Origin of the sequence: Cupriavidus sp. KK10, assembly GCF_018223725.1 — a bacterium.
Taxonomy (GTDB): Bacteria; Pseudomonadota; Gammaproteobacteria; order Burkholderiales; family Burkholderiaceae; genus Cupriavidus; species Cupriavidus necator.
Genome location: NZ_CP073677.1, coordinates 1,857,336 through 1,880,737, shown reverse-complemented (window position 1 = coordinate 1,880,737; position 23,402 = coordinate 1,857,336). Strand labels below are relative to the sequence as shown.

22 protein-coding genes are annotated in these 23,402 nt (G+C 68.8%); 9 read left to right on the top strand and 13 right to left on the bottom strand.

What is annotated here, in order from left to right; translation table 11 throughout:
- Positions 1-10 precede the first annotated feature (10 nt).
- Positions 11-217, bottom strand: a complete 207-nt coding sequence (locus KB879_RS09090) for a DUF3311 domain-containing protein (RefSeq protein WP_013952505.1) — start codon at positions 215-217, stop codon at positions 11-13.
- 155 nt (positions 218-372) lie between these two features.
- Between KB879_RS09090 and KB879_RS09085 the strand changes: the two genes are divergently transcribed.
- Positions 373-1,308 carry a LysR family transcriptional regulator gene (locus KB879_RS09085; RefSeq protein WP_041228823.1) on the top strand — a complete coding sequence of 312 codons (936 nt, stop codon included), beginning with the start codon at positions 373-375 and terminating at the stop codon, positions 1,306-1,308.
- A gap of 59 nt (positions 1,309-1,367) precedes the next feature.
- On the top strand, positions 1,368-2,405 hold the full coding sequence (locus KB879_RS09080; RefSeq protein WP_211981041.1) for a LacI family DNA-binding transcriptional regulator: 1,038 nt from the start codon (positions 1,368-1,370) through the stop codon (positions 2,403-2,405).
- Here KB879_RS09080 and KB879_RS09075 read toward each other — a convergent pair.
- From KB879_RS09075 to KB879_RS09065, 3 genes are read right to left on the bottom strand one after another with little or no spacing between them, the layout of a single operon-like run.
- On the bottom strand, positions 2,402-3,109 hold the full coding sequence (locus KB879_RS09075; protein WP_013952502.1) for a sulfite exporter TauE/SafE family protein: 708 nt from the start codon (positions 3,107-3,109) through the stop codon (positions 2,402-2,404). The two genes, KB879_RS09080 and KB879_RS09075, sit on opposite strands and share 4 nt — an antisense overlap.
- A 2-nt stretch (positions 3,110-3,111) precedes the next feature.
- The gene (locus tag KB879_RS09070) at positions 3,112-4,560 is read right to left on the bottom strand and encodes an amidohydrolase family protein (protein WP_013952501.1); all 1,449 of its coding nucleotides are present in this window, start codon (positions 4,558-4,560) and stop codon (positions 3,112-3,114) included.
- A gap of 19 nt (positions 4,561-4,579) precedes the next feature.
- Positions 4,580-5,929, bottom strand: coding sequence for a uracil-xanthine permease family protein (locus KB879_RS09065; protein ID WP_211981040.1), 1,350 nt, complete (start codon positions 5,927-5,929; stop codon positions 4,580-4,582).
- A gap of 301 nt (positions 5,930-6,230) precedes the next feature.
- Between KB879_RS09065 and KB879_RS09060 the strand changes: the two genes are divergently transcribed.
- The 4 genes from KB879_RS09060 (at position 6,231) to KB879_RS09045 (ending at position 9,123) form a co-directional block, all read left to right on the top strand.
- A complete protein-coding gene (locus KB879_RS09060) occupies positions 6,231-7,493 on the top strand; it encodes a molybdopterin-dependent oxidoreductase (protein WP_013952499.1) in 1,263 nt (420 codons plus the stop codon).
- A gap of 10 nt (positions 7,494-7,503) precedes the next feature.
- Complete coding sequence (locus KB879_RS09055; RefSeq protein WP_013952498.1) at positions 7,504-8,163, top strand: c-type cytochrome; 660 nt, start codon at positions 7,504-7,506, stop codon at positions 8,161-8,163.
- A gap of 98 nt (positions 8,164-8,261) precedes the next feature.
- Positions 8,262-8,648, top strand: coding sequence for a helix-turn-helix transcriptional regulator (locus KB879_RS09050; RefSeq protein WP_211981039.1), 387 nt, complete (start codon positions 8,262-8,264; stop codon positions 8,646-8,648).
- On the top strand, positions 8,638-9,123 hold the full coding sequence (locus tag KB879_RS09045; RefSeq protein WP_010813386.1) for an SRPBCC family protein: 486 nt from the start codon (positions 8,638-8,640) through the stop codon (positions 9,121-9,123). Before KB879_RS09050 ends, KB879_RS09045 begins: the two co-directional genes overlap by 11 nt.
- Before the next feature lie 130 nt (positions 9,124-9,253).
- Here KB879_RS09045 and KB879_RS09040 read toward each other — a convergent pair whose 3' ends face one another.
- From KB879_RS09040 to KB879_RS09015, 6 genes are all read right to left on the bottom strand, one after another.
- Positions 9,254-10,279 carry a porin gene (locus KB879_RS09040; RefSeq protein WP_153955082.1) on the bottom strand — a complete coding sequence of 342 codons (1,026 nt, stop codon included), beginning with the start codon at positions 10,277-10,279 and terminating at the stop codon, positions 9,254-9,256.
- 55 nt (positions 10,280-10,334) lie between these two features.
- Entirely contained in the window at positions 10,335-11,342 is a 1,008-nt protein-coding gene (locus KB879_RS09035) for a tripartite tricarboxylate transporter substrate binding protein (protein WP_211981038.1), read from the bottom strand.
- Between the two features lie 105 nt (positions 11,343-11,447).
- A complete protein-coding gene (locus KB879_RS09030) occupies positions 11,448-12,593 on the bottom strand; it encodes an acyl-CoA dehydrogenase family protein (protein ID WP_211981037.1) in 1,146 nt (381 codons plus the stop codon).
- 43 nt (positions 12,594-12,636) lie between these two features.
- The gene (locus KB879_RS09025; protein WP_013952493.1) at positions 12,637-13,860 is read right to left on the bottom strand and encodes an acyl-CoA dehydrogenase family protein; all 1,224 of its coding nucleotides are present in this window, start codon (positions 13,858-13,860) and stop codon (positions 12,637-12,639) included.
- Positions 13,861-13,874: 14 nt separating this feature from the next.
- The gene (locus KB879_RS09020; protein WP_211981036.1) at positions 13,875-14,564 is read right to left on the bottom strand and encodes an enoyl-CoA hydratase/isomerase family protein; all 690 of its coding nucleotides are present in this window, start codon (positions 14,562-14,564) and stop codon (positions 13,875-13,877) included.
- Positions 14,561-15,784 (bottom strand): CaiB/BaiF CoA-transferase family protein, encoded by a 1,224-nt coding sequence (locus KB879_RS09015; protein ID WP_153955072.1) that lies wholly within the window; start codon positions 15,782-15,784, stop codon positions 14,561-14,563. The genes KB879_RS09020 and KB879_RS09015 overlap by 4 nt, the downstream gene beginning before the upstream one ends.
- A gap of 200 nt (positions 15,785-15,984) precedes the next feature.
- Here KB879_RS09015 and KB879_RS09010 point away from each other — a divergent pair, with 200 nt between their 5' ends.
- Together KB879_RS09010 and KB879_RS09005 are read left to right on the top strand one after the other, a co-directional pair.
- Positions 15,985-16,917, top strand: coding sequence for a LysR family transcriptional regulator (locus KB879_RS09010; RefSeq protein WP_013952490.1), 933 nt, complete (start codon positions 15,985-15,987; stop codon positions 16,915-16,917).
- 222 nt (positions 16,918-17,139) lie between these two features.
- Complete coding sequence (locus KB879_RS09005; RefSeq protein WP_211981035.1) at positions 17,140-18,393, top strand: alkyl sulfatase dimerization domain-containing protein; 1,254 nt, start codon at positions 17,140-17,142, stop codon at positions 18,391-18,393.
- 43 nt (positions 18,394-18,436) lie between these two features.
- On the opposite strand, the gene KB879_RS09000 is transcribed toward KB879_RS09005, so the two are convergent.
- Positions 18,437-19,270, bottom strand: coding sequence for a universal stress protein (locus KB879_RS09000; protein WP_211981034.1), 834 nt, complete (start codon positions 19,268-19,270; stop codon positions 18,437-18,439).
- A 291-nt stretch (positions 19,271-19,561) separates the two neighbouring features.
- Between KB879_RS09000 and KB879_RS08995 the strand changes: the two genes are divergently transcribed.
- Complete coding sequence (locus KB879_RS08995; RefSeq protein ID WP_211981033.1) at positions 19,562-21,568, top strand: alkaline phosphatase; 2,007 nt, start codon at positions 19,562-19,564, stop codon at positions 21,566-21,568.
- A gap of 29 nt (positions 21,569-21,597) precedes the next feature.
- Here the strand turns inward: KB879_RS08995 and KB879_RS08990 are convergent, their stop codons facing one another.
- Together KB879_RS08990 and KB879_RS08985 are read right to left on the bottom strand one after the other, a co-directional pair.
- On the bottom strand, positions 21,598-22,527 hold the full coding sequence (locus KB879_RS08990) for a glyoxylate/hydroxypyruvate reductase A (RefSeq protein ID WP_153955069.1): 930 nt from the start codon (positions 22,525-22,527) through the stop codon (positions 21,598-21,600).
- A 2-nt stretch (positions 22,528-22,529) separates the two neighbouring features.
- Complete coding sequence (locus KB879_RS08985) at positions 22,530-23,300, bottom strand: class II aldolase/adducin family protein (protein WP_013952485.1); 771 nt, start codon at positions 23,298-23,300, stop codon at positions 22,530-22,532.
- Positions 23,301-23,402: the final 102 nt, after the last annotated feature.

Sequence of the window (23,402 nt, the reverse complement as noted above, 5' to 3'; positions counted from 1 at the left end):
GGTCTCCCCTTCAGGCTTCATGCGCCGCGTCGGCGGCGTGGCGGTCGAACAGCAGCCAGCACGCCAGCATGCAGCCGGAGGTCAGCACGAACCAGGCAAAGATCCAGGCGTAGATAAAGGGCACGCCGAGCACGAAGCGCTCGACAGTCGCCACCCAGGGCAGCATCCCGATGACGCCGATATACGGCAGGCCAAGGCCAATCAACAGCTTGAGCATGATGTCTCTCCGGTTTCCGATGGGCGGTGGATGGCGGCCGCCGTGTGTGCTGTCACCGGCCCGCTCTTTTGTTCCGGTCATCATAGGGAGCGCGGAGGTATGATTCAAATGCAAATGTTGAACCGATCCCATAACCAACGCGCATGGTTTTCCGCATGGACACACAGAAACTTCTGCACCTGCTCGCCGTGGTCGAGCACGGCACGTTCTCCGAAGCGGCCCGTGCCATACACCTGACCCAGCCGGCGCTGAGCCGCAGCATCCGCGCGCTGGAAGACGAGCTCAAGGCGCCACTCTTTGACCGCGGCGCGCGGCGCGCGCGCCTGACGGTGTTCGGCGAACTGGTGGCCGACCGCGCGCGCCGCATGCGGCTGGAAGAACGCCAGTTGCGGCGCGACCTGGACCTGCTGCGAGGTGGCGAGGAAGGCTCGCTGACGATCGGGGTCGCGCCCGCGCCGGCGGCGCTGCTGCTGACGCCGTTCCTGATCCACATGGCGCAGGCCCACCCGCGCATCAAAGTGCGCACCGAGACCGGCGCCACCAGCGCCCTGCTGGAGGCACTGCGCAACGAAACCATCGACGCCATCGTCGGCGATGCCTATGTGCTGCGCGCGGCCGACGACATCGACGTGGAGCCATTGGGTGAGCTACCCGCAGGTCTGGTATGCCGCGCCGGGCATCCGATCCTGCGCAAACGCCGCATCGATATCGAGACCATTCGCGCCTACCCGGTGGCAACCACCACGCTCAGCACCGTCATCAGCCGGCAACTGGCGGAGCTATGGGGGCCGGGCGCCGCGCCGGACAAGCTCTTCACCCTGCATTGCGACAACCTCGACATGCTGCGCAGCGTGACGCTGGCCAGCGATACGCTGCTGTTCGGCGTGCTCTCGATCACGCGGCAGGAGCGCGCCGCCGGGCTGATGGCCGAAGTGCCGATGCCGCCCGATCCGCGCCGCTGCGGCCGCTATGGCATTGCACGCATGGCGGCGCGCTCGCTGTCGCCGGCGCTGGAGGTGCTCTATCGGTTCACGCGGGAACACTGGAAAGCGCTGTCGTCCGAAGCTGGCGGTGCCAACGCGCGCCGCTGAACCTGCCCCTTGCCGCGCGCTGTTGTATGCTCCGCCCTGAACCATCGCCCGTGTCCCGCATGACCGAATCCACGCCAGACCGCCCTCGCCGCATCACCATCCACGACGTCGCCCGCGCCGCCGGCGTGTCGCTGACCACGGTGTCGCACGCGCTGAACGACCGCGGCGTGCTGGACCCGGCCACGCGTGCGCGCGTCAAGCGCGTTGCCGCCGAACTGGGCTACCGGCCCAGCGTGCGCGCGCAGCGGCTGCAGTCGGGCCGCGCCAACTGCATCGCGCTGTTGTCGTCGATGCCGTTCGCGGTGGCGGGCGGCACGTCGCGGCTCGGCTTCATGATGGAAGTGGCGGCGATCGCCGCCGAAGCGGCAATGGGGCGCGGCCTGGGCGTGGTGCTGGTGCCGCCGCTGGAAGGCGCCGGGGGCCTGCTCGATACATTGGATATCGACGGCGCGATCGTGATCGAGCCGATCGCGGGCGACCCGCATATCGCGCGCCTGCGTGAGCGCGGCGTCAGCATCGTGTCGATCGGGCGCGAGCCGCTGACCGACACGCCGGTGCCTTGCGTCGACCTGCAATCGGCCGACACCGCCCGGCTGCTGCTGGCGCATTTGCACGGACACGGGCGCCGGCATATCGGCCTGATGATCGGCGCGGCGCCGCGGCAGTCGTATGTGGAAACCGAACGCGCTTACCGCGAGTTCACGCAGGCAATGGGCTTGCCCTGCCATATCGTCAAGGCAGCCGAGGAACACGGCGAAGCCGCGGGCGCCGAGGCCTGCGCGCAGTTGCTGGCGCAGATGCCGGCGCTCGATGCGCTGTGCGCGCCGGTGGATGCGTTTGCGGTGGGCGCCATGGCCCACCTGCAAGGGCTGGGCAAGCGCGTGCCCGACGATGTGCTGGTGGTGACGCGCTATGACGGCATCCGCGCCCGCAGCGCACAGCCGCCGATCACCGCGGTCAACCTGCATCTGGAGCGCGTGGCATCGCTGGCGGTGGAACTGCTGTTCGCGCACCTGTCCGGCGACCGTAGCCGCGACGTGATCACCGGGCCCGCGCCCGAACTGGTGGTGCGGGCATCGTCCACGCCAGGCGTCTAACCGCGCAGCAGCACCACCGCACCGGAGACCAGCGCAAACACCAGCACGCCGATGCGCAGCATGCGCTGGTTGATGCGCTTGTGCACCAGGTGGCTGGCCACCATGCCGACGATCAGCACCGGCAGCAGCCCGATGGCATAGAGCACCTGCTCCATACCGAGCCGGTCGCTCAGCGCCAGCACCACCAGCGAGATCGATTCACCGACCAGGAAGCACAGCGCCACGGTGGCACGCAGCGTCGCGACCGGCGCATGCTGGTAGGCCAGCGCCAGCGGCGGGCCGCCGACACCGGTTGCGGTCTCGGTCACGCCGGTGATCAGGCCGGTCGAGGCAAAGGTCAGCCGCCCCGGCGTAAAGGCCGGCGCCAGCAATGACACCACCGCTGCGGCAATGGTGCTGCCGCCGACCAGCGCGTTGAGCCATGCCATCGGCATCGCCACCAGCACCCACAGCCCGCCGAAGGTGCCGGCCAGCCGCCCGGCGCTGATCCACCCTGCGCCGCGCAGGTCGATGGCATGGCGTTCGCGCCATGCCACGTAGGCGTTGAGCGGCAGCATCGCCAGCAGCAGCGCGCCTGGCAGCATTGCCGGCGCGGCCAGCGCCAGTACCGGCACCACGATCAGCGCGAAGCCCATGCCGGTCGCACCCTGGACCAGCGCGCCGGTAAAGACCGCCACGCCGACGCTGAACAACGTCATGTCCATGGTCAGGATGCCTCCATGCCGGCCTGGCGCGCGCGGTGCACGTCCGCGGCGTCGTGCAGCTTGCGGATCGGGGCATTGGCGATGGTGTCCTCGGCCATGGCGTGGATCGCCCGCATCAGCGCGCGAGCGTCCCAGTCCGTGGGCCAGCCCTGCCACAGGCGCAGGCTGCCATCGACAAAGACCGCGCGGATCTGGTCGCGGTTGGCCAGGCGCACCAGTTCCCAGGTCAGGTCCCAGGACGGCGTCAGCTCCGGCACGTCCAGGTCGACCAGCAGGAAGTCGGCGCGCTTGCCCGCGGCGATCTCGCCGGTGAGCGCACCCAGGCCCGCCACATCGGCCGCGTCATGCGTGGCCATGTCGACCCAGCGCCAGCCCGCGCCGCAGGAGGAATCGCCCACGCCGATGCCGAAGGCGAAGCGCTGGGCGGCCTCGGCATAGTCCAGCAGGCGGAAGCCGTCGCTGCGGGTGCCATCGGTGCCCAGACCCAGGCGCACGCCGAAGGTGGCCATGGTTTCAGCCGGCGCCACGGCGTTGCCCTTCCAGGCGCTGGCCACGGGGTTGTAGGCCACCGCGGTGCCGGTGTCGGCCAGCAAGCGGATCTCATGCGGCGTCACCAGCGTGGCATGCGCCAGCAGCGCCGCCTGGCCCAGTGCGCCGACTGCCGCGAGATGTTCGATCGGACGGCGCCCGCAGGCATTGAGCGAGCGCTCCACCGCCACCAGGTGCTCGTTGGCGTGCGTCTGGAAGATGCGGCCGGATTCGGCGCACAACTGGTAGACGTGGTGCAGCATCGCGTCAGAGGCCACCTCGGGAATCGAGATCGCCAGCGACGGGGCCACCAGCGGATCGCTGGCGTACTTGTCCAGGTGAGCGGCGGCGCGGCGCAGGATCGGCGCGGCGTCGAGCGTTTCGGCGCCAGGCTTGTCGTTGCAGATCAGGCCCAGCACGCAGCGCACGCCGGCATCGGTGATCGCGCGCGCAACCGCGTCCAGCCCGGCGTCGCTGCGCGTGCCGGCATCGACCACGGTGGTGAAGCCGCCGCGCAGCGCTTCCAGCGCCGCCAGCTTGGACGACAGGTACAGGTGCTCCGCCTTCAGGCTGCCCTCCAGCGGCACCCACACGCGGCGGAAGATCTCCGACGGCTCGCCGAACACCAGCGACTTGCCGAACGACTGCGTCAAGTGGTGATGCGTGTCGATCATGCCGGGCATCAGCAGCATGCGCGGCAGCGGCAGGGTCTCCAACTCGGGGAAGCGCGCAGCGACTTCCCCGGCCGTGCCCACTGCCGTGAAGCGGCCACCCTCCACCACCACCGCGTGGCCGCGTACCGCGCCCTGGCGCAGCAGGGTCCATTCCGGCAGCAGGATGCGCGGTTGCCTGAAACTGTCCGGCACCAGGGCCGGGTTGGTATCGCCGGGCCAGGCCGGGGTCGAGTCAGAACGATCAGTCATTGCAATTCAGGAAGCGGGGTCAATGCGTGGCAGCGGCATCGTCGCGGGCCACCGGGCCCGCTGCCGCGGCCCGCAGGCCCGTATGGAAGAACAAGAAGTTGAGCAGCGCCGCGGTCATGGCCCCCATGGCCACGCCATTGCCCACCAGGATGCGCACGTTGGCCGGCAGGCCGCCATAGATGCCGGGCACCAGGATCGGCAGCAGGCCCACGGCCAGCGCCACGGCCACCACGTACATATTGGCGTGGTCGCGCAGGTCCACCTTGCGCAGGATGTCGATGCCCATGGTGCCGACGATGCAGAACACCACCAGCCCGGTGCCGCCGACCACGGCCTCGGGGATCGCGCTGATCAGCGACGACACCGGCACCAGCAGCCCGAACGCCACCAGGATCGCGCCCGACATCGCCGTGACAAAGCGCGAGCGCACGCCGGTGGCACGCACGATGCCGATGTTCTCGCCGCTGGTGATGATCAGCGAGGTGCCGAACATCCCGCCCAGCAACGAAGTCAACGCATCGGCGCGGATGGTGCGCGGCACGTCGCGCTGCTGGTCAACCGGCCTGCCCACGGCATCGCTGATCGCCAGCGTCTGGCCGGTGGCCTCTACCATCGAGATCACGGCGAACACCATCAGCGGGATCGCGGCCACCACATCGAAATGCGGCCACCCGAACGGGAACGGCGTGGGCAACGCGAACACCGGCGACATCGACACATAGCCAGGCTGGAACGCACCGGCCAGCCCGGCCACCAGCGCACCGCCCAGCAGCCCCAGCAGGATCGCCAGCTGTGCCAGCATGCCCGACAGCAGGCGCGATGCCGCCACGGTGCAGGCAATGGTGGCGAACGCCAGCAGCAGGTTGAGCGGATCCACCGTGCTGCCCGCGGCCGGGTGGCCGGCAACCAGCTTGCCGGATACCTGCGCCAGGTTGATCGCCACCAGCAGCAGCATCGTCCCCACCACCACCGGCGGGAAATAGCGCAGGCAGCGCCGGAATACCGGCAGCACGCAGAAGTAGAAGACGCCGGTCAGGATCACCGCGCCGGCAGCGGTCTGCACGTCGGTCTGCTGTGCGATCAGGATAAACAGCACGATCGGGGCGCCGCCGGGCAGCATCACGAACGGCAGCCGAGCACCGATGCCCCGCTTGCCCAGCGACTGCAACAGCGTGCCGATGCCGCAGATCACAAAGGTGGCGCTCAGCAGCTGCACCGCCAGCGCGGGCGGGAAGTTCAGCGCCTTGCTCATCAGGAAGACGGACGCGATCGGCGACGCGGCCATGACCAGTACGTGTTGAAGCCCGAAGACAAACAGGCGCCGCCATGGCAGCCGTTCATCCACCGGCGCGGGGGCGGGGTGGGACATGCTTTGCTCCTCGTTTGGTGTGTGGGCGTTGTCCCGGTGGCCCGCAAGCCACCTGCTGCGTCTGTGCGCAATTCGCCTCGGATATTATCGATTTCCGCTAACAAAAACGTTTTGGTAAGTGTAGGGAAACAGAATTCGCGATGCAAGCGGTTTCTCGGCGGAGCGCCTGTGGTCTTCCCCTATATCGATCAGATCGATAAGTGCTAGCAGCAAAACGCGTTTCACAAGTTGATGCCTGGGCCCCAAAGTACCCGCCATAGCGCCTTGCGCGACACAACACGCCCCTGAAGGAGACGCCCCCATGCGAGACAAGAACAGTCCGGCGGAATCTGCCGACCCCGCCCAGCCGGTGCCGGCCCGGCGCCGCATCGTCCAGGGGGCGGGCCTGCTCGCTCTCAGCGCCTCCCCGCTCGGCGCACTGGCCGCGCGCATCAGCGACGGCGTCACCCTGGCCGACGGCCCCCGCCCGCTGGTGCGCTATCCGGGCAAGCGCCCGCTGGTGCGCGTCAGCACCCGGCCGCCGCACCTTGAGACGCCCTTCTCCGCGTTCAACGAGGGGCCGATCACCGCCAACGACGCCTTCTTCGTGCGCTACCACCTGGCCAACATTCCGCTGTCGGTAGACCTTGCCACCTTCCGCCTGACGGTTGGCGGGCACGTCAACAAGCCGCTGAAGCTGTCGCTCGATGAACTGAAGAGGCTGGCCGATCCGGTGGACATCGTCGCCGTGAACCAGTGTTCAGGCAACAGCCGCGGCTTCTCCGAGCCGCGCGTGTTCGGTGCCCAACTTGCCAACGGTGCAATGGGCAATGCGCGCTGGACCGGTGTGCCGCTGCGCAAAGTGCTGGAGCACGCGGGCGTCAAGGCCGGCGCCAAGGTGGTCACCTTCAACGGGCTGGATACGCCGGTGCTGCCGAGCACGCCCGACTTCCGCAAGTCGCTCGATATCGCCCATGCGATGAACGGCGAGCCGATGCTGGCCTGGGGCATGAACGGCGAAGACCTGCCGCTGCTCAACGGCTATCCCATCAAGCTGGTGGTGCCGGGCTACTTCGGCACCTACTGGATCAAGCACCTGTCCGAGATCGAGGTGCTGGACCGCCCGTTCGAAGGCCATGATGCGTTCTTCATGACCAAGGGCTATCGCGTACCGGATAACGACTGCCAATGCGTGGCGCCGGGCACCCCCGCCAGCAAGACGCGACCGATCTCGACGCTCGCGGTGCGCAGCTTCATCACCAGCGTGGGCGCCGGCGGCGTGCTGCCCGCCGGTCGCATGGTGGAGCTGAAAGGCATTGCCTTCGATGGCGGCTCCGGCATCCGCGGCGTCGAAGTCTCGGTCGACGGCGGGCAAAGCTGGCAGGCCGCCACGCTGGGCCAGGACCTGGGCCGCTTCTCGTTCCGCCCCTGGCAACTGCCGGTGAAGTTCGCGCGCAAGGGCCCAGCGGTCTTGATGGTGCGCGCCACCAGCGTCCAGGGCGAGGTGCAGCCTGCCAAGGCCAACTGGAACCCGGCCGGCTATCGCCGCAACGTCATTGAATCCACGCCGGTCACCATTGCCTGAGGAGCGCGCCATGCATCGATCCATCACCCCCATGCTGCTCGCGCTCGCCCTGCTGGGCGCGGGTAGCGCGTCCGCGGCACCCCAGGACATCAAGCTGCCGGCGGAGAACGTTAAGCTCAAACCCGCGAAGCTGCCCGGCTACGGCATCGCCATGCAGAAATGCGCGATCTGCCATTCGGCCGACTACGTCGCCTACCAGCCGCCCGGCCTGAGCCTGACGCAGTGGACCGGCGAGATGAAGAAAATGCAGCAGGCCTACGGTGCGCCGATCGACGATGGCGAGGTCGAGCAGCTCGGCGCCTATCTCGCGGTGGCCTACGGCTCCGCCAAGATCAAGGATCCGGAGATCGTGGCGATCGCGCAGAAGGCGGGCAAGCCCGCGCCGGCCGCACCCGCGGCCGCCTCAGCGCCTGCCGCCGCGGTGGACGTGCAGGGCCTGCTGGCGAAGAACGCCTGCCTGAGCTGCCACAGCGTGACGCAGAAGGTTGTCGGCCCGGCTTATCACGAAGTCGCCACCCGCTATAAGGACGATGCGCAGGCACAGGCCAGGCTGGAAGCCAGCATCCGCGGCGGCAGCACCGGCAAATGGGGTTCGGTGCCGATGCCCCCGTTTGCCGGGTTGAAGGCGGACGAAGTCAAGGCGTTGGCGGCGTACGTGCGGCAGCAATAGTCTCCCCCGCTTCCCCGTCGCAAGGCGCCCCGGCTAATCGCCGGGGCGCCTTGCATTTTTCGCTTGCAGTTTCCCGTTGCTTCCTTATACTTAGCCACATGGCTAACCATTGTGCCGAGTTTGCTGACGTGTCCCAGGCTGTCGATATTTCCCCGCTTTCCGACGTGTTCTACGCGCTGGCGGACCCGACCCGCCGTGCCGTCGTCAGCGTGCTCGGCCGCGGGCCGGAAACGGTCTCGGCACTGGCGGCACCGTTCACGATGGCACTGCCCTCGTTCATGAAGCACCTGCAGGTGCTGGAGCGCAGCGGCCTGATCCGCTCGCGCAAGACGGGGCGCGTGCGCACATGCGAACTGGTACCGCAACCGCTGTCAGACGCGCAGCAATGGCTGGCCGACCAGCGCGCCATGTGGGAGGCCCGTACCGACCGCCTGGCCGCCTTTGTCGAAGCCCTTCATCAGGAGGAACAGTCAGATGCCGAATGAAAACGCCGCCAGCCCTGAAAGCCAGGACCTAGTCATCTCGCGCCTGCTCAAGGCCCCGCGTGCCAAGGTCTGGCGTGCATGGAGCGATCCCAAGCTGCTCAAGGAGTGGTGGTGCCCCAAACCCTGGACCACCGAGGTCCTGGCCTTCGACATGCGCCCCGGCGGTGCCTTCCATACGCTCATGAAAGGCCCGGACGGCGGCGTCAGCGACAACCCGGGATGCTTCCTCGAAATCGTGCCGATGGAGAAGATCGTCTCCACCTCGGCCCTGGTGGCAGGCTATCGGCCCAACAAGCCGTGGCTGTCGATGACCGCGGTCATCACCATGGCTGACGAGGGTGACGGCACCCGCTACATTGCACGCGTGATGCATCCGGATGAGGCCACGCGCAAGCAGCATGAGGAGCTGGGGTTTTATGAGGGCTGGGGCATCTGCATTACGCAGCTGGATGAATTTGCGCAGCAGTTGAAGTAAGGCTGGCTTCGCCGATGCCTTCGGCACGCTTGCCGGTTTGCTTCCCTTGCCCGCTCGCGGGAAAGGGGAGCGCCTGCGAGAGGTGCCAGCCTGATCCCGATCTCTCAGTAGCGTGGGCGGCTTGGCGTTTTCAAAACCGATGCCGCAACCCCACGCTCACCGACTTCGCATCATCCCCGCTACCCGGATCAATCACGATGCTGTTGTTGCTCACGCTGCCGCCGGGGCTGTTATGCACCAGCACCGCCCGCACATAGGCCGTGGTGCGCTTGCTCAGGTCATGGTCCCACCCCAGCGTCACCGCCAGCGGCCGCTGGCCGCCGCCCAGGATCTGGCGCTTGAGTGCGGCGGCCTTGAAGGTGTCGCGTTGCGTCACGTTCCAACTGAAGGTCACGCCGTAGTGGCGTGCTGAGCGGGTCTCGGGCCGCTCGCTGCTGGCGGCGCTGTACAGCAGGCCGATCTCGACCGGCTTGAAGCGATAGGAGCCGCCGACGAAATGGTTGGAAGTCAGCGTCGGCTCCACCGGCACGTTGGCGCCTGAATACATCCCCTGGTAGGAGTAGAACGCGTAGACGTTGCCGGCCTCGTAGGTCGCATTCATGCCGAAGTTCAGCCCTGAGCGCGCCGACCCCGGCACCTCGCCGGGCGCCACCGCGGCGCCAAAGGAAAAGCCGCCCCAATTAGGCGAGAAATACTGCACCGCGTTGTCGAAACGGGCGCCGTAGGCCACGTGCCCGGTGCCCTGCGATGCGGTCGCGCTCAGCAGGTTGAATGGCGACACCGCGCCATTGAGCAGGAACGGATCCAGCCGCAGCAGCGCATAGAACGACGGCGTGTACTGCCGCCCCAGCCGGAACTCACCCCAGTTGCCCGACAGGCCCAGATAGGCCTGTCGCCCGAACAGCCGGTTGTTGCCGAAGAACTCCGTGCCGTTGTCGATATTGAAGCCCGACTCGACCAGGAAGTTGGCCTTGAGCCCGCCGCCCAGGTCCTCGATGCCGCGGATGCCCCAGCGCGACGCGGCCTGCTGGCCTTCGCGCATGCGCACCACGCTTTCCGAACCCCCGGCGTATTCGATCGATGCATCGACCACGCCGAACAGCTGCATCGTGCCGGCCACGGCATTGCCCGCGGCCAGCGCCGCGCCCATCACCATCCACTGTCTTACCTTCACGCTGCCTGTCTCCCGTTCTTGTTGTTGTGGTCCAGCCTTACTTCGCCTGCAGCCCCGCCACCTTCACTACCTCGCCCCACGCGGCCAGGTCGGCGCTGACCAGCTTGCCCAGGTCGGCCGGGCTCGACGGCGCGGCCGGCTGCAGGTTCATGGCGGTGAACTTCTCGCGGTCGCCCGGTGTCTGCAGGATGCGGTTCACCTCGGCGTTCAGCCGGTTGACGATCAGCGCGGGCAGGCCCCTGGGGCCGAAGATCGCGACCCAGCTGGCTTGCTGGAAGGGCACGCCCTGCTGCGACATAGTCGGCACGTCCGGCGCCGTCAGCAGACGCTCCGGACCGGAGACCGCAATGCCCCGGATGCGGCCGGACTTCAGGTGCGGGACAGACGAGATGGCGTCGGTGATGCCAATGGTGACGTGGCCCGCGGCCAGGTCGTTGCTGCACTGGGTGGCGGTCTTGTAGGGGATATGGCGCAGGTGGATGCCGGTCTTGGCATTCAGGTATTCCATGGCCAGGTGGCCGCCCGAGCCCACGCCCCATGAGCAGTACGCCAGTTCCGTCTTGCTGGCCCTGGCGTAGGCAACCAGCTCCTGCAGATTGTGCACCGGTACAGTGGCGCTGACCGCCAGCAGGTTGCCGCCGGGCTGGCTGGGGCGCGCGATGGGGGTGAAGTCCTTGATCGGGTCATAGGGCAGCGACGGCGTGGTCCACGGGTTCACCGTCATGGTCGCGGCGTAGGTGAACAGCAGCGTGTAGCCGTCGGGCGCGGCGCGCGCCACGGTCTCGTTGGCGATGATGCCGTTGGCGCCGGGGCGGTTGTCGACCACCACCGGCTGCTTGAGCGCGGCGGTCAGGCGCTCGGCCACCAGCCGTGCAGTCTGGTCGGTGACGGTGCCTGCGCCCGAGGGCAGCACCATGCGGATGGGCTTGCTGGGGTATGGGGCCTCGGCGTGCGCGCTGACCGCACCCGCCAGGGCCAGCGCCGCGGCCAGGGTCGCTGTGCGCGTGGCACAAGCCCTGCGGGCGCCAGTGTGCTGGCTGCTCATATTGCTGTCTCCGTTGCGGCGCATTGGCCGCGCATGCCGGTACGTTGCCGGCGTGTCATGGGTGGGCGCACCGGGCAGCGGCCCGGGCGCCGTGGCTGAACCGGCTCAGGCTTGCGCCTGCGCCGCGTGATCAAGTGCCGCCAGCCGTTCGTAGTGCCAGTCGGCATCGCCGAACAGGTTGGCGTGGGCGGCCAGGCGCTTGTAGCAGTGGCCGATTTCCATCTCGTCGGTCATGCCCACCGCACCGTGCAGCTGCACCACGTCTTCGCCGAGCGCGCGCCCGGCGTCCGAAACAAAGGCCTTGGCATGCGATACCGCGCGCATGCGCGCCACTGCATCGCCATGCAGGGCGTTGGCCGCCAGCTCGGTGATGGCGCGCGCCTGTTCGACGCTGACATAGAGGTCTACCAGCCGATGCCGGATCACCTGGTTGGCCGTCAGGGGGCGACCGAACTGCTCGCGCGTCACCAGGTAGTCGCGGGTCAGGTCGAACGCGCGCGACATGGTGCCCACGGCTTCGGCGCAGGCCATCACGGTGGCCTGGTCGATGGCGCCTTCCACCAGCGGCCAGGCGCCGTCCATCGGGCCGATGCGCGCGCTGTCCGGCACGGTCGCGCGGCGCAGCGTTACGCTGGCGGTCTGGCGGCCGTCGTAGGTCGGCAGCGCATCGATGCTGATGCCGCGCGTGTCGGCCGGCACCGCGAACAGCGTCAGGCCGCTGCGGTCGCGGCGCTGGCCGCCGGTGCGCGCCAGCACCAGCAGCACGGCGGCGGCGGCGCCGCCCAGCACCAGGGTCTTGCGGCCGTCCAGCGTCCATTGACCCGGCTCATGCTGTTGCGCGGTGGTGCTGACATCGAAGGCGTCATAGCGTCCCTGCGTTTCCCATGCGGCCAGCGCCAGCATGGCGCCACCCTCGGCCATCGCCGCCGCGATGGCGGCGTGGGCGGGATCGCCGCAGGCGGCCAGCAGCGGCGCGCACAGCGCGGCATTGGCCAGCCAGGGCTCGGCAGGCTGGGCGCGGCCCAGTTCCTCGGCCAGCAGGGCCTGGTCCGCGGCATCGCCCAGGCCGCCGCAGGCTTCGGGCAGGCCCACGGCCAGCCAGCCCATTTCGGCAAACGCCTGCCAGTGCTTGCGCGAGAAGCCTTCGGGCTCGGCCAGCGCCGCGCGGCGCTGCTCGAAGCCGTAGCCGCGCTCGACATAGCGCCGCACGCTTTCCTGCAGCAGGCGGCGATCGTCCGTTGAATCGCTCATGTGTTCAGTTCCTTGTCCTGGGTTGCGGGCACGATTGGGGCCACTACAGGCCCAGCACCTGCTTGGCCAGCAGTTCGTGCTGGATCTCGCTGGAGCCGCCGGCGATGGTGTAGCCGCGGGTGACGAAGCGGCGCGCCGATGCCGCCGCGGCGTATGCCGACTGGCCCGCTTGCGGCACGGCGGGCTCGAAGTGCGCGGCGCGGTCATAGGCCAGCGTGTCCGGACCCAGCGCATCGACCGCCAGGTTCTCGATATCCTGGATCAGCCGGCTGCCCAGCAGCTTGAGCATGCCGGTCTCCGGCCCCAGCGTTTCCCCGGCGCGCGCCCGCTTGCGAAAACGCAGCACGGTTGCCGCCAGCGCTTCGAGCCGCACCTCCAGCGCGCGCATCCGGCGTGCAAACCACGGGCGCTGCGACAGCGGCTGGCCGCCCTCCTCCAGCTCCTCGCCGATGGCGCGCACCTTGGCCAGGCGGCGGCGGTTCTCCGCCACGCGTGCCAGGTTCAGCCGCTCATGCTCGAGCAGGGACTTGGCGATGGTCCAGCCAGCGTTCTCTTCGCCGACCAGGTTCTCCACCGGCACTTCCACCTCGTCGAGGAACACCTGGTTGAACAGGTGCCAGCCATGGATGCCCACCAGCGGCCGCACGCTGACGCCGGGGCTGCGCATATCGATCAGCAGGAAGCTGATGCCCTGCTGCGCGTGCGCCTCGGTATCGGTGCGCACCAGGCAGAAGATCCAGTCCGCGTACTGCGCGTAGGACGTCCAGATCTTGCTGCCGCTGACCACGTAGACCTCGGTGCCGTCGGGCCGCGTCCTGCGCAACGCACGCGTCTTCAGCGAAGCCAGGTCGGAACCGGAGTTCGGTTCGGAATAGCCCTGGCACCACCAGTGCTCCTGGTTCAGGATGCGCGGCAGGAAGTACTGCTGCTGCGCCGGCGTGCCGTAGCGGATCAGGATCGGGCCGATCATCTCGAAGGTGATGCCGCCGCTCTCGGGCGCGTGCGCCAGCACCAGTTCTTCCTGGAATGCGGCGCGGCGCTCGGCGCTCCAGTTGCAGCCCTGCCATTCAGGCGGCCAGTGCGGCGCCAGCCAGCCGCGTTCGGCGAGCCGGTGCTGCCAGTCGACCAGCTCTTGCTTGCTGACTTCCAGTCCGAGGCGGACTTTCTCGCGCACGGCATGGGGCAGCGACCGGGCGACGAACTCGCGCACCTCGCGGCGGAAATCCTGCAGCGACGCGTCGTCGTCAGTGTTGATGGAATCTGTCATGGAAATATCGGTCCTCAGGAATTCTTGTCGCGCGCGGCAGATGCCATGCGCATCGTCGCGGCGCGCATGCCGCCCTTAATCGCGGCCACGCCTTCGGCCGGAAAGCCGCCGATGGTGGCGGCCAGGCCGCGCGCGCGGTCCAGTACCTCGGCGTCTTGGACCAGTTCGGTGGCAATACCCAGGCGCAGCAGCTCCGGCGCTGGCACGCGGTCGCCAAGCAAGCACAGGCGCGCGGCCACGGCCTCGGAATGGCGTAGCGCCAGCCAGTCGGCATTGCGCGGCGCGGCCATGCCCAGGCGGATCTCGCCGATTTGCAGGAAGGCCCCAGCGCCGCACACCAGCAGGTCGCCGGCCAGCGCCAGCGCCGCGCCGCCGTTGATGGCATGGCGCTCCAGCGCCACGATCCATGCCTTGCGGCTTTGCAGCAGGCCCAGATGGACGCGCTCCCAGACCGGCGCAAACGCGGCCAGCCCGCCGGGCTCCGCCTGCAGTGCCTGCAGGTCCAGGCCGGAACAGAAGGCGCCGTCGGCGCCGCGCAGCAGCACGGCGCGCACGCTGTCGTCGGCGGCCAGGGTCTCGATGGCATCGCCCAGCGCGCGTGCCAGCGACATGTCGACGGCATTGCGACGGGCCGGGCGGTTCAGCACCACCTCGGCCCAGCCGGCATGGCGCTGCAGCAGTACGGGGGATTGGGGGGTGTTCATGCGGGCTCCTGCTGGGCTTGTTCCACGCCGATCGCACCGGCGCGGGCCATGGCGTCGATCTCCGCCGCGTTGTAGCCGAGCTCGGCCAGCACCTCGGCCGTATGCTGGCCGAGCCGCGGCACCGCGGGCGTGGCCCCTGCCGGCAGGCTAGCCATGGTGAACGGCAGCCCGGGCAGGTCCAGCTGGCCGCCCTCGCCATCATCGACTTGCCGCAGGATGCCGCTGGCGCGCACGTCGGCACTCGCTTTGACCTGGTGATAGTCACGCACCACGCCCACCACCACCTGGTGGCGCTCCAGCAGCGCACGGGCGGCGTCGCCGCTCAGGTGGCGCATGGCGTCGTGCAGGATGGCCAGCAGCGCCAGGCGGTTCTGCACGCGCAGAGCGTTGCAGGCAAAGCGCGCGTCCTGCGCCAGCGCCGGCTGGCCGATGGCCTCGCACAGGCGCGTCCAGTGTTCGTCGAGATAGGCCGACAGCACGATATGCCCGTCCGCGACCGCGATCACATCCGCGGCCGGCGCGGCCTTGGGCTGGCTGTTGCCGCTGCGCACCGGCAGCGCGCCGGAGCACTGGTATTCGGCCCACAGCTGGGCCTGCATCTGTACACCGACCGACAACAGCGAGGTCTCGATAGTCTCCCCGGCGCCGGTGCGCTCGCGCCGGAACAGCGCCGCCAGGATGGCGTTGCCGGTCGCCAGCGCGGTGGCCGCGTCGATCAGCGCGAAGCCGGCCTTCAGCGGCTGCCCGCCGGCCTCGCCGGTGACGGACATCATGCCGCTCTCGGCCTGCGCGGCAATATCCAGCCCGGGCCGCGTGCGCGACGGCCCGCGCGTGCCGAAGCCGCTAATGGAGGCGTGGATCAGGTCAGGACGCGCCGCGCGCAGCGTGGCGGCGTCCAGCCCCAGCGCTTCCATCACGCCGGCGCGGGTGTTGTGCAGCACCACGTCGCTGGCCAGCGCCAGCCGCCGTGCGGCGTCCAGCCCGCCGGGCGTGCGCAGGTCCAGCGCGATGCCGCGCTTGCCGCGGTTGTAGGCCAGGTACATCGGGCTCTGCGGGCTGGTGCCGTCAAAGCGCCGCGCGCTGTCGCCGCGCAAGGCCTCCACCTTGACCACGTCGGCGCCCAGGTCGGCCAGCATCATGGCCGCGCCCGGCGCCGCGATGAACTGCCCGAACTCCGCCACGCGTATGCCTGCCAGCGGCAGGTCTTGCCGGTTCGTCATGCGATGCCACTCCTCGAAGATGCCGGCGCGGCCGGCGGTTTGCGACGATGTGGAGCGATCATGCGTTAGCACCGCGCATCATGGCAGATGCCAAAACTGCTTCGGTGCAAACTAATGGTTAGCACCCTGGGGTTATCCCGAACCCGCCGGAATGCCGCTATGCTGTGCGCCCAGTGCGTCGTTTGAGTGGAGCCAAATCCATGCGTCTGAGCCAAGTCCAGGACTTCATCGCCGTGGCCGAGCACGGCAGCATCCGCGCCGGGGCCCGTGCGCGCGATGTGTCGGCACCGGCACTGACCAAGAGCATCCGCCAGCTGGAAGAGGAACTGCATGTGCCACTGCTGACCCGCACCACCCGCGGCGTGGTGCTGTCGCGCTTCGGCGAAGCCTTCCTGCGGCGCGCGCGGCTGATCGCCACCGAGGCCCGCAAGGCCAGCGAGGAAATGGCGCAGATGCTGGGCGCGCGCAACGGCGTGGTGCGCGTCGGCACCACCCGCGGCCCGGCGCATGTGGTGCTGCCTCCCGTGGTCAAGCGCTTTCGCGTGCAGCATCCAGACGTGCTGGTGTGCATTGACAGCTGGGGCTACCCCACCCACCTGGACGAGCTGCGCTCGGGCGTGATGGACATGGCGGTGAGTCCGGTCCCGAACGAGGGCATCGAGCGCGAATTCACCTGCGAGCCGCTCTACAACAATGACTCGGTGGTGATGGCGCACCGCGAGCATCCGCTGCGCAACGCCCGCAGCCTGCGCGAGCTGATCGGCTCGGACTGGATCCTGACCGGCCAGCGCATGCATGGTCCGGGCGCCGCCATCCTCGATGCCTTCCGTGAACGCGATCTGCCGTTGCCGCGCGTGGCGGTGCGCTGCGACACCATCGGCATGATCGAGCACCTGATGCAGGACCGCCACCTGCTGTGCATGCTGCCGCGCCAGATGGTGGCCGGCCGGCTGGCCGCCAATGGCCTGGTGCCGTTGCCCATCGAGGACAAGCTGCCCAGCCACACCGTCAGCCTGATCTACCGCGCCGATTCGCCGATGACGCCGGTGGCGGCGCAGTTCGCCACTCTGCTGCGTCGTGAAGTCCACTATCTGTCCAACCTGCCTGACAGTCCGCTGCGCCGACTCGACTGAAGGCAGCCGCTACCGCAGCGCGCGCCGGCCGGGAACTCCCTGCACCCGCGCGGTGCTAACCAGCGGTTTACACCTGAAATTCCAGAACCCCCGCCGGGCCGCACCGGCGCTTGGTTTGCGGCCGGTATGCCGCCTCCCGGCGGGATTTTCCCCAATCCCCGGGGTGCACCTTCTTGCCTGACAGTTGCGCTGGACGCGACCTGGTTCGCAGAGGAGGCAAGCATGCAGGACATTGAGGACCGGCCGGCGGCACTGGTCACCGGCACAGGAATCGACGGCGCCGGCAACGGCGTGTGGTTGCTGCACGGGCAAGGGCAGAGCTTTGTCGCCGACGTGGGCGGCGGCCTGCTGGTGGTCGACAGCGGCCCCGGCGGGCGCGTCACGCGCGGCATGATCGAGGCGCTGCGCACGCAGACCGGACTGCCAGTGCTGGCCATCTGCTACAGCCACGGCCATATGGGCTACAACGCCGGCCTGCAGCAATGGCTGGACCACGCCGCCGCGCGCGGCGAGCCCGCGCCGCGGGTGCTGGCCCACGTCAACGTGCTGGCGCGGCAGGCGCGCTACCGCGAGACCCAGCGCATGCAGGAGCGCATGGCGGAGATCCAGTTCCGCCAGCCGGCCGGCGCGCTGGCAGGAAAGCTGGTCCACATCGAACCCACCGAGACCTTCGCCGATGGCCTGACGCTGGGCCGGGGCGAGCGCCGCGCGGAAATCCTGTGGGCGCCGTCCGAGACCGACGACGCCGTGGCGGTCTGGCTGCCGGGCCGGCGCCTGCTGTACGGCGGCCCCGCGGTCATTGATTCGATCCCGAACATCGGCACCCCCTTCCGCACCATGCGCGACACCGTGCGCTGGGCCGAGACGCTGGAACGCTTGGCCGGGCTGCAGCCGCGCACCGTGGTGCGAGAGTTCGGCGCGACGCTGCAAGGCGAGGACGAGTGCCAGCGCGTGCTGTGCCAGACGGCCAGGGCCCTGCGATGGCTGCGCGCGGAGGTGGTGCGGCTGATGAACGCTGGCTGCAATGAACGCCAGGTGCTGGCCGCGCTCAAGCCGCCGGCTGAGCTGTTCGACCAGCCCTGGATGCGCCCCACCTATGGCGACCCCAGCTACATCGCGCGCGACATCTACCGCTCGGAGAACGGCTGGTGGGACCGCAATGCCACCACGCTGCATCCGGCCGCGCCGCAACAGGCGGCCGCCGAGATCGCCGCGGCCGTGGCCGACCACGGCGCGCTGATCCGCCACGCCCAGTCCCTGGCCGCGCGCGGCGACACGCAGCTGGCGCTGCACGTGATCGACCTGCTGGCGCTGGCGCCGGATGAAACGCCCACCGTGCGCGAGGCCCGCCAGTTCAAGGCCGCCTGGCTGCGCCAGCGCGCCACGCAGATCCGCAGCTATGTGTCGCGCAGCCTGTATGGCGCTGCCGCCGACGCGCTGGAAAGCGACGCGGCGGACAACTTCGGCATGCACTAAGCAGACCCCATGCCACGATCCTGATGCCGCCCGGCGCTGCGCTTCAGTGCGAGAACAGCACCGGCACCGTCATCGACTCCAGCACCACCCTGGTCACGCCGCCCAGCACCAGCTCGCGCAACAGGCCGTGGCCGTAGGCACCCATCACGATCAGGTCGGCATCGAAGTCCGACGCTCGCGACAGGATCAGCTCGCCGATGGCCAGGTCGCCACCGGCCGGGTCGTGCTCCACCTCAACTGCCACACCCTGTCGCTCCAGCACGTGCACGGCGTGGCTGACCGGGGTGGCATCGGCACGCGGCTCCCTGGCGGCATGGGCGCTCAGCACCCGCGCCCGCGCGCCGGCCATCAGCGGCAGCGCGTCGTGCAAAGCACGCGCGGCCTCGCGGCTGCCGTTCCAGGCCACCAGCACGCGTGTGCCCACGGTGGCGAAAGCGCCGGCACAGGGCACCACCAGCGCCGGCCGGCCGCTCTCCAGCAGCAGCGCCTCCAATAGCTGCCGCGCCACCGGGCCTTCAGCGTTGTCGGCGTCGTACTGGCCGGAGACGATCAGGCCGGCCTCGCGCGCCTCGCGCAGCGCCAGTGTCACCGGATCGCGCTCGACGGTGCGCCAGTCGCAGGCAACCGCCAGCTCGCGCGTGGCGGCCTGAAAGGCACAGCGCATGTTCTCGCGCTGCAGCCGGCGCCGCTCCTGGTCTTCGGCCAGGCAGCGCTGGGCATTGTTCATGCGGTAGAACCAGCTGGGGTCCGGCACGCGCCCGGCCAGCAGGCCGATCAGCGGGCACTGGCTGGCGGTGGCAAGGCGTGCCGCAATCTGCAAGCGCTGCATTGCCTGCCGGTTGCCATCGAGTTGGACCAGGATGCTCTCGTACGCCATGATGCCCTCGCGTCCGGACCGTTTGCTTTCAGTCTAGGCCGCGTGGCAGGCAATGCTTGCCGACTTGCCGATCGCGCCAGCAATGGTGATGCGCGGTGCTCCGGTCCCGGCACGAACCAGTCGACCTCCTCCTATATCGATGTCGGAACCTCACCGACAGCGAGCGTGCGGACCAGCCACTAGTATGCATTCAGCAACCAGCACGCCCCCACGAATCCTGGTGCCGCACGCGGCATCCTGGCCGCGGCTGCGCGCTGCATGGACCGAGACCGCAAGAACAGGAGGAGCGCCATGGACCGCCGCGAGTTTCTCAAGTGGGGTAGTTTCCTGACCGTCACCGTTGCCACCGGCGGGCTGAGCGCCTGCGGCGGCGGCGATTCGGAACCCGACACCGGCAATCCGGAAAACTTCAATTTCGTCCATGGCGTCGCCTCGGGCGACCCGAGGCCCGACAGCGTGGTGGTATGGACGCGGGTGGAAGGCGGCAACGGCAAACGGCCGGTGGTGGTGCGGCTGCAGGTGTCGACGCAGCCTGACTTCCCGCCGCCGAGCCTGCTGGTCAATCAACCGCTGATGGCCCTGCCGGACTGGGACTACACCATTCGCAACAAGGTCACGGGCCTGAGCCCCGGCACCCGCTACTACTACCGCTTCCTGCTGGGCAACCGCCCCGGCACCGTCGGCCGCACCCGCACCGCGGCAGCGGCCGGCACGCCCTTGTCACAGCTGCGTTTCGCCTTTGTCAGCTGCCAGGACTGGAATGCCAACCACTGGGCCGGCATGGAAGAACTGGCGCAGCAGGACCTGGACTTCATCGTCCACGTCGGCGACTACATCTACGAGGCCGTCCCGGGCGGCTCGCGCGCCGACAATGTGGAGGATCGCCACGGCGTGCTGCAGCTGCCCAATGGCACCGCGCTGCCGGACGGCAGCGTCTACGCCACCACGCTGGACGACTATCGCTACCTGTACCGCAGCTATCGCAACGACGCGCGCCTGCAGGCCCTGCATGCCGCGTTCCCGATGATTGCGATCTGGGACGACCATGAGTTCTCGGACAATTGCTGGCAGGACCGCCAGACCTACGACTCCGACGACGACCTGACGCCGCGCACCGCGCGCCGGCGCGCTGCCAACCAGGCGTGGTTCGAGTTCATGCCGGCCGATGTCAGCCTGGACGTCAACAACCCGTCGTTCCAGAACATCCAGATCTATCGCTCGTTCACCTTCGGCAATCTCGCCACCCTGCTGATGACCGACGAGCGCCTGTACCGCGCCGACCACATCATCTCCGAGCAATCCACCGGCCGCGCAGTCGGCGCCCTGTACTTCGTCCCGGCCGCGACACTGGCCGCGGCCGAAGCGCAGAAGATTGCCGCCGCGGGCAACACGCTGACGCCCGTGTCGATGCTGGGCGACGCGCAGCGCGCGTGGTGGCAGGACCGCGTCGGCGCCGACGCCACCACGTGGAAGCTGTGGGCCAACCAGGTGTCGCTGTTGCGCATGCAGGTGGATGTGATCCAGGCGGTGGCGCGGCTGATCGCCAGGGCGCTGGTGCTGGCCAACAATGTCCTGTCCTCGCTGGAGAACGCCATTGCCAACGCGCTGGCCGACGACCTGCGAGCGGCCAAGGCCGCCGGCACTTATGCCAACCTGGCCTACACGGCGCTGCGCAATGTGCTGGCGCAGGTCGGCATCGGCAGCGCCGCGTTCGATGCCAATATCAAGCCGCTGATCGAAAGCCGGCTGCCGGCCATCGCGCTGCTCGACCGTTTTATCCTCAATGCCGACCAGTGGGATGGCTACAACGCCGAGCGCAAGAACCTGATGGCGTTCCTGAAGAACAACAGCGTGCGCAATGTGGTGGCACTGAGCGGCGATATCCACGCATTCTTTGCCGGCCAGGTGATGGACGACTACGATGCCGCAACGCCAGCGCCGGTGATGGTGGACCTGGTCACGGCCGGCCTGTCGAGCAACACCCTGCTCAGTTCATTCCGCTCGATCGTCGACAACGACCAGGCCTTCGCCGCACTGCGTGAACTGGTCTACAGCAACGTGGGCGGCACGGTGGTGAACACCTTCGACGCCACCTTGCGCGCCTTCAACGCGTGGCTGCGCCACGCCGACTCCAACGTCGAGGGCTACGCGCTGGTCACCCTGACGCCCCAGAAGCTGAGCTGCACCTTCCATACGCTCAAGCTGCTCGAGGGCAGCACGGCCCCGGCCCAGCCGGCCACGGCCAGCACGCGGCTGCTGGAGGTGGCGGCGGGCACCGCCGATGTGAGCGTGACATAGTCACGCGGACGGACCGGCCCGCCGGGCCCTCAGTAGCCCGCTTGCCGGTCCACCTGGTTCAGCAGCTCACGCCCGTCGCGCGCGCGCCGCAGGTTGTCGATGCATTGCCGCGCCACCAGTTCGTACGAGGGGTCGGCCGCGATATGCGGCGTGGCCTCGATGCGGGGATGGTTCCAGACCGGATCGTCCGCCGCGGGCGGCTCCTTGGCGAACACGTCGAGCGCCGCGCCGGCAAGGTGGCCATCGTCGATCAGTGCGACCAGATCGGGCTCGACCACATGCTCGCCACGCCCGACGTTGATCAGGAACGCCCCCTTGGGCAGCCGCGACAGCGTCTGGCGGTTCAGCATGCTCTCGGTGCGCGGCGTCAGCGGCAGCGTGCAGACCAGGATGTCGCTCTGCGCCAGCATGGCCTCCAGCCCGTCGTCGCCGGTGAAGTCGGTCACGCCGGGCAGATGCTTGGCGCTGCGGCTCCAGCCGCTGACCGGGTAGCCGATGGCGGCAAACATGCGCGCGACCTCGCTGCCGATCTCGCCCAGCCCCAGCACGCCCACGCGGCAGCGCGACACATCGCGCCCCGGGTGGCGCTTCCATTCACCGCGGCGCTGCTGTTCGGCGTACAGGCCGAGGGCGCGGATATGGCGCAGCGCCATCGCCAGCACGTAGTGGGCAATGCCGGTCTGCTGGCCGGGATCGACTATGCGCGTGACCGGCATGCCAGGCGGCAGGTCCGGCGCGGCCAGCAGCTTGTCGACGCCCGCGGTGGCGGCGCAGACCAGCCGCAGCTTCGGGTAGGCCGGCAGCACGCCGGGCTTCAGGCCCCAGGCGATGATGGCTTCGACCTCTTCCGCGACGGCGGCCTCGCGGCCGTTCCACACGGTGATATCCGGCGCGGCTTCGCGCAGCGCGGCAGTGATGGGAACCGCCATGAACGACGGCAGGTGAACGAGGATGGCCATGGTCAGTTGCGGTAGTCAGGGTTGATGCGGTCAAGGCGACGCAGCAGGCCCGGCCAGGCCAGGCCGGAGCCCTTGCCCTTGGTGGCCTGGCGCGCCTGCTGGCCCATGTTGGCGCTGGCGGCTTCGGGCACCATGGTCAGCGGCGTGCCGCCGCTTTGCGCGAGGATCTGGATGCGGCAGGCGGACTCAAGCGTGTACATGGTCAGGAATGCATCGGATACCGTGCGCCCGCACGTCAGCAGGCCATGGTTGCGCAGGATCATCTGCTTGCAGCGGCCCAGGTCCGCCACCAGCCGCGCCTTCTCGTCCTCGCGCAGCGCCACGCCTTCATAGTCGTGGTACGCCAGCCCGGTCAGCGCGAACATCGATTGCTGCGAGATCGGCAGCAGGCCCGCCTGCTGCGCCGAAACGGCGACGCCGTGCGAGGTATGCGTGTGCATCACGCAACCGACTTCGGGGCGCGCCTCATGCACGGCGCTGTGGATGATGAAGCCGGCCGGGTTGACGTCATACGGCGTTTCCAGCACCGGCTGCCCTTCGTGGTCGACCTTGACCAGGCTCGATGCCGTGATCTCGTCGAACATCATCCCGTACGGGTTGATCAGGAACTGGTCCGGCGCATCGGGCACGCGTGCCGAGATATGGGTGAAGATCAGGTCGTCCCAGCCGAAGTGGGCGACCAGGCGGTACGCGGCCGCCAGGTCCACGCGCATCTGCCATTCGGCGTCGGAGACGCGGTCCCTGATTGAATCGACAAGCTGGATTTGCGCCATATGCGTACCTCCCCGGGGGCATGTGAGTCATTGAATCGATGCATTGTCCAGGCGCACCGCGCCAAAGTCTGTTAAGTATTAGACAATCTCGGCTCCAGCAGG

Coding starts and splice junctions, on each gene's coding strand:
- KB879_RS09040 (WP_153955082.1), bottom strand. CDS start 10,279: ATGGTGATGGGCGCGGCGCTGGCCGCGGGCAATGCCGTGGCCGGCACG.
- KB879_RS09080 (WP_211981041.1), top strand. CDS start 1,368: ATGACCGAATCCACGCCAGACCGCCCTCGCCGCATCACCATCCACGAC.
- KB879_RS09055 (WP_013952498.1), top strand. CDS start 7,504: ATGCATCGATCCATCACCCCCATGCTGCTCGCGCTCGCCCTGCTGGGC.
- KB879_RS09075 (WP_013952502.1), bottom strand. CDS start 3,109: ATGGACATGACGTTGTTCAGCGTCGGCGTGGCGGTCTTTACCGGCGCG.
- KB879_RS09050 (WP_211981039.1), top strand. CDS start 8,262: ATGGCTAACCATTGTGCCGAGTTTGCTGACGTGTCCCAGGCTGTCGAT.
- KB879_RS09085 (WP_041228823.1), top strand. CDS start 373: ATGGACACACAGAAACTTCTGCACCTGCTCGCCGTGGTCGAGCACGGC.
- KB879_RS08995 (WP_211981033.1), top strand. CDS start 19,562: ATGGACCGCCGCGAGTTTCTCAAGTGGGGTAGTTTCCTGACCGTCACC.
- KB879_RS09000 (WP_211981034.1), bottom strand. CDS start 19,270: ATGGCGTACGAGAGCATCCTGGTCCAACTCGATGGCAACCGGCAGGCA.
- KB879_RS09015 (WP_153955072.1), bottom strand. CDS start 15,784: ATGACGAACCGGCAAGACCTGCCGCTGGCAGGCATACGCGTGGCGGAG.
- KB879_RS09060 (WP_013952499.1), top strand. CDS start 6,231: ATGCGAGACAAGAACAGTCCGGCGGAATCTGCCGACCCCGCCCAGCCG.
- KB879_RS09020 (WP_211981036.1), bottom strand. CDS start 14,564: ATGAACACCCCCCAATCCCCCGTACTGCTGCAGCGCCATGCCGGCTGG.
- KB879_RS09030 (WP_211981037.1), bottom strand. CDS start 12,593: ATGAGCGATTCAACGGACGATCGCCGCCTGCTGCAGGAAAGCGTGCGG.
- KB879_RS09010 (WP_013952490.1), top strand. CDS start 15,985: ATGCGTCTGAGCCAAGTCCAGGACTTCATCGCCGTGGCCGAGCACGGC.
- KB879_RS08985 (WP_013952485.1), bottom strand. CDS start 23,300: ATGGCGCAAATCCAGCTTGTCGATTCAATCAGGGACCGCGTCTCCGAC.
- KB879_RS09045 (WP_010813386.1), top strand. CDS start 8,638: ATGCCGAATGAAAACGCCGCCAGCCCTGAAAGCCAGGACCTAGTCATC.
- KB879_RS09005 (WP_211981035.1), top strand. CDS start 17,140: ATGCAGGACATTGAGGACCGGCCGGCGGCACTGGTCACCGGCACAGGA.
- KB879_RS09090 (WP_013952505.1), bottom strand. CDS start 217: ATGCTCAAGCTGTTGATTGGCCTTGGCCTGCCGTATATCGGCGTCATC.
- KB879_RS09065 (WP_211981040.1), bottom strand. CDS start 5,929: ATGTCCCACCCCGCCCCCGCGCCGGTGGATGAACGGCTGCCATGGCGG.
- KB879_RS09025 (WP_013952493.1), bottom strand. CDS start 13,860: ATGACAGATTCCATCAACACTGACGACGACGCGTCGCTGCAGGATTTC.
- KB879_RS09035 (WP_211981038.1), bottom strand. CDS start 11,342: ATGAGCAGCCAGCACACTGGCGCCCGCAGGGCTTGTGCCACGCGCACA.
- KB879_RS09070 (WP_013952501.1), bottom strand. CDS start 4,560: ATGACTGATCGTTCTGACTCGACCCCGGCCTGGCCCGGCGATACCAAC.
- KB879_RS08990 (WP_153955069.1), bottom strand. CDS start 22,527: ATGGCCATCCTCGTTCACCTGCCGTCGTTCATGGCGGTTCCCATCACT.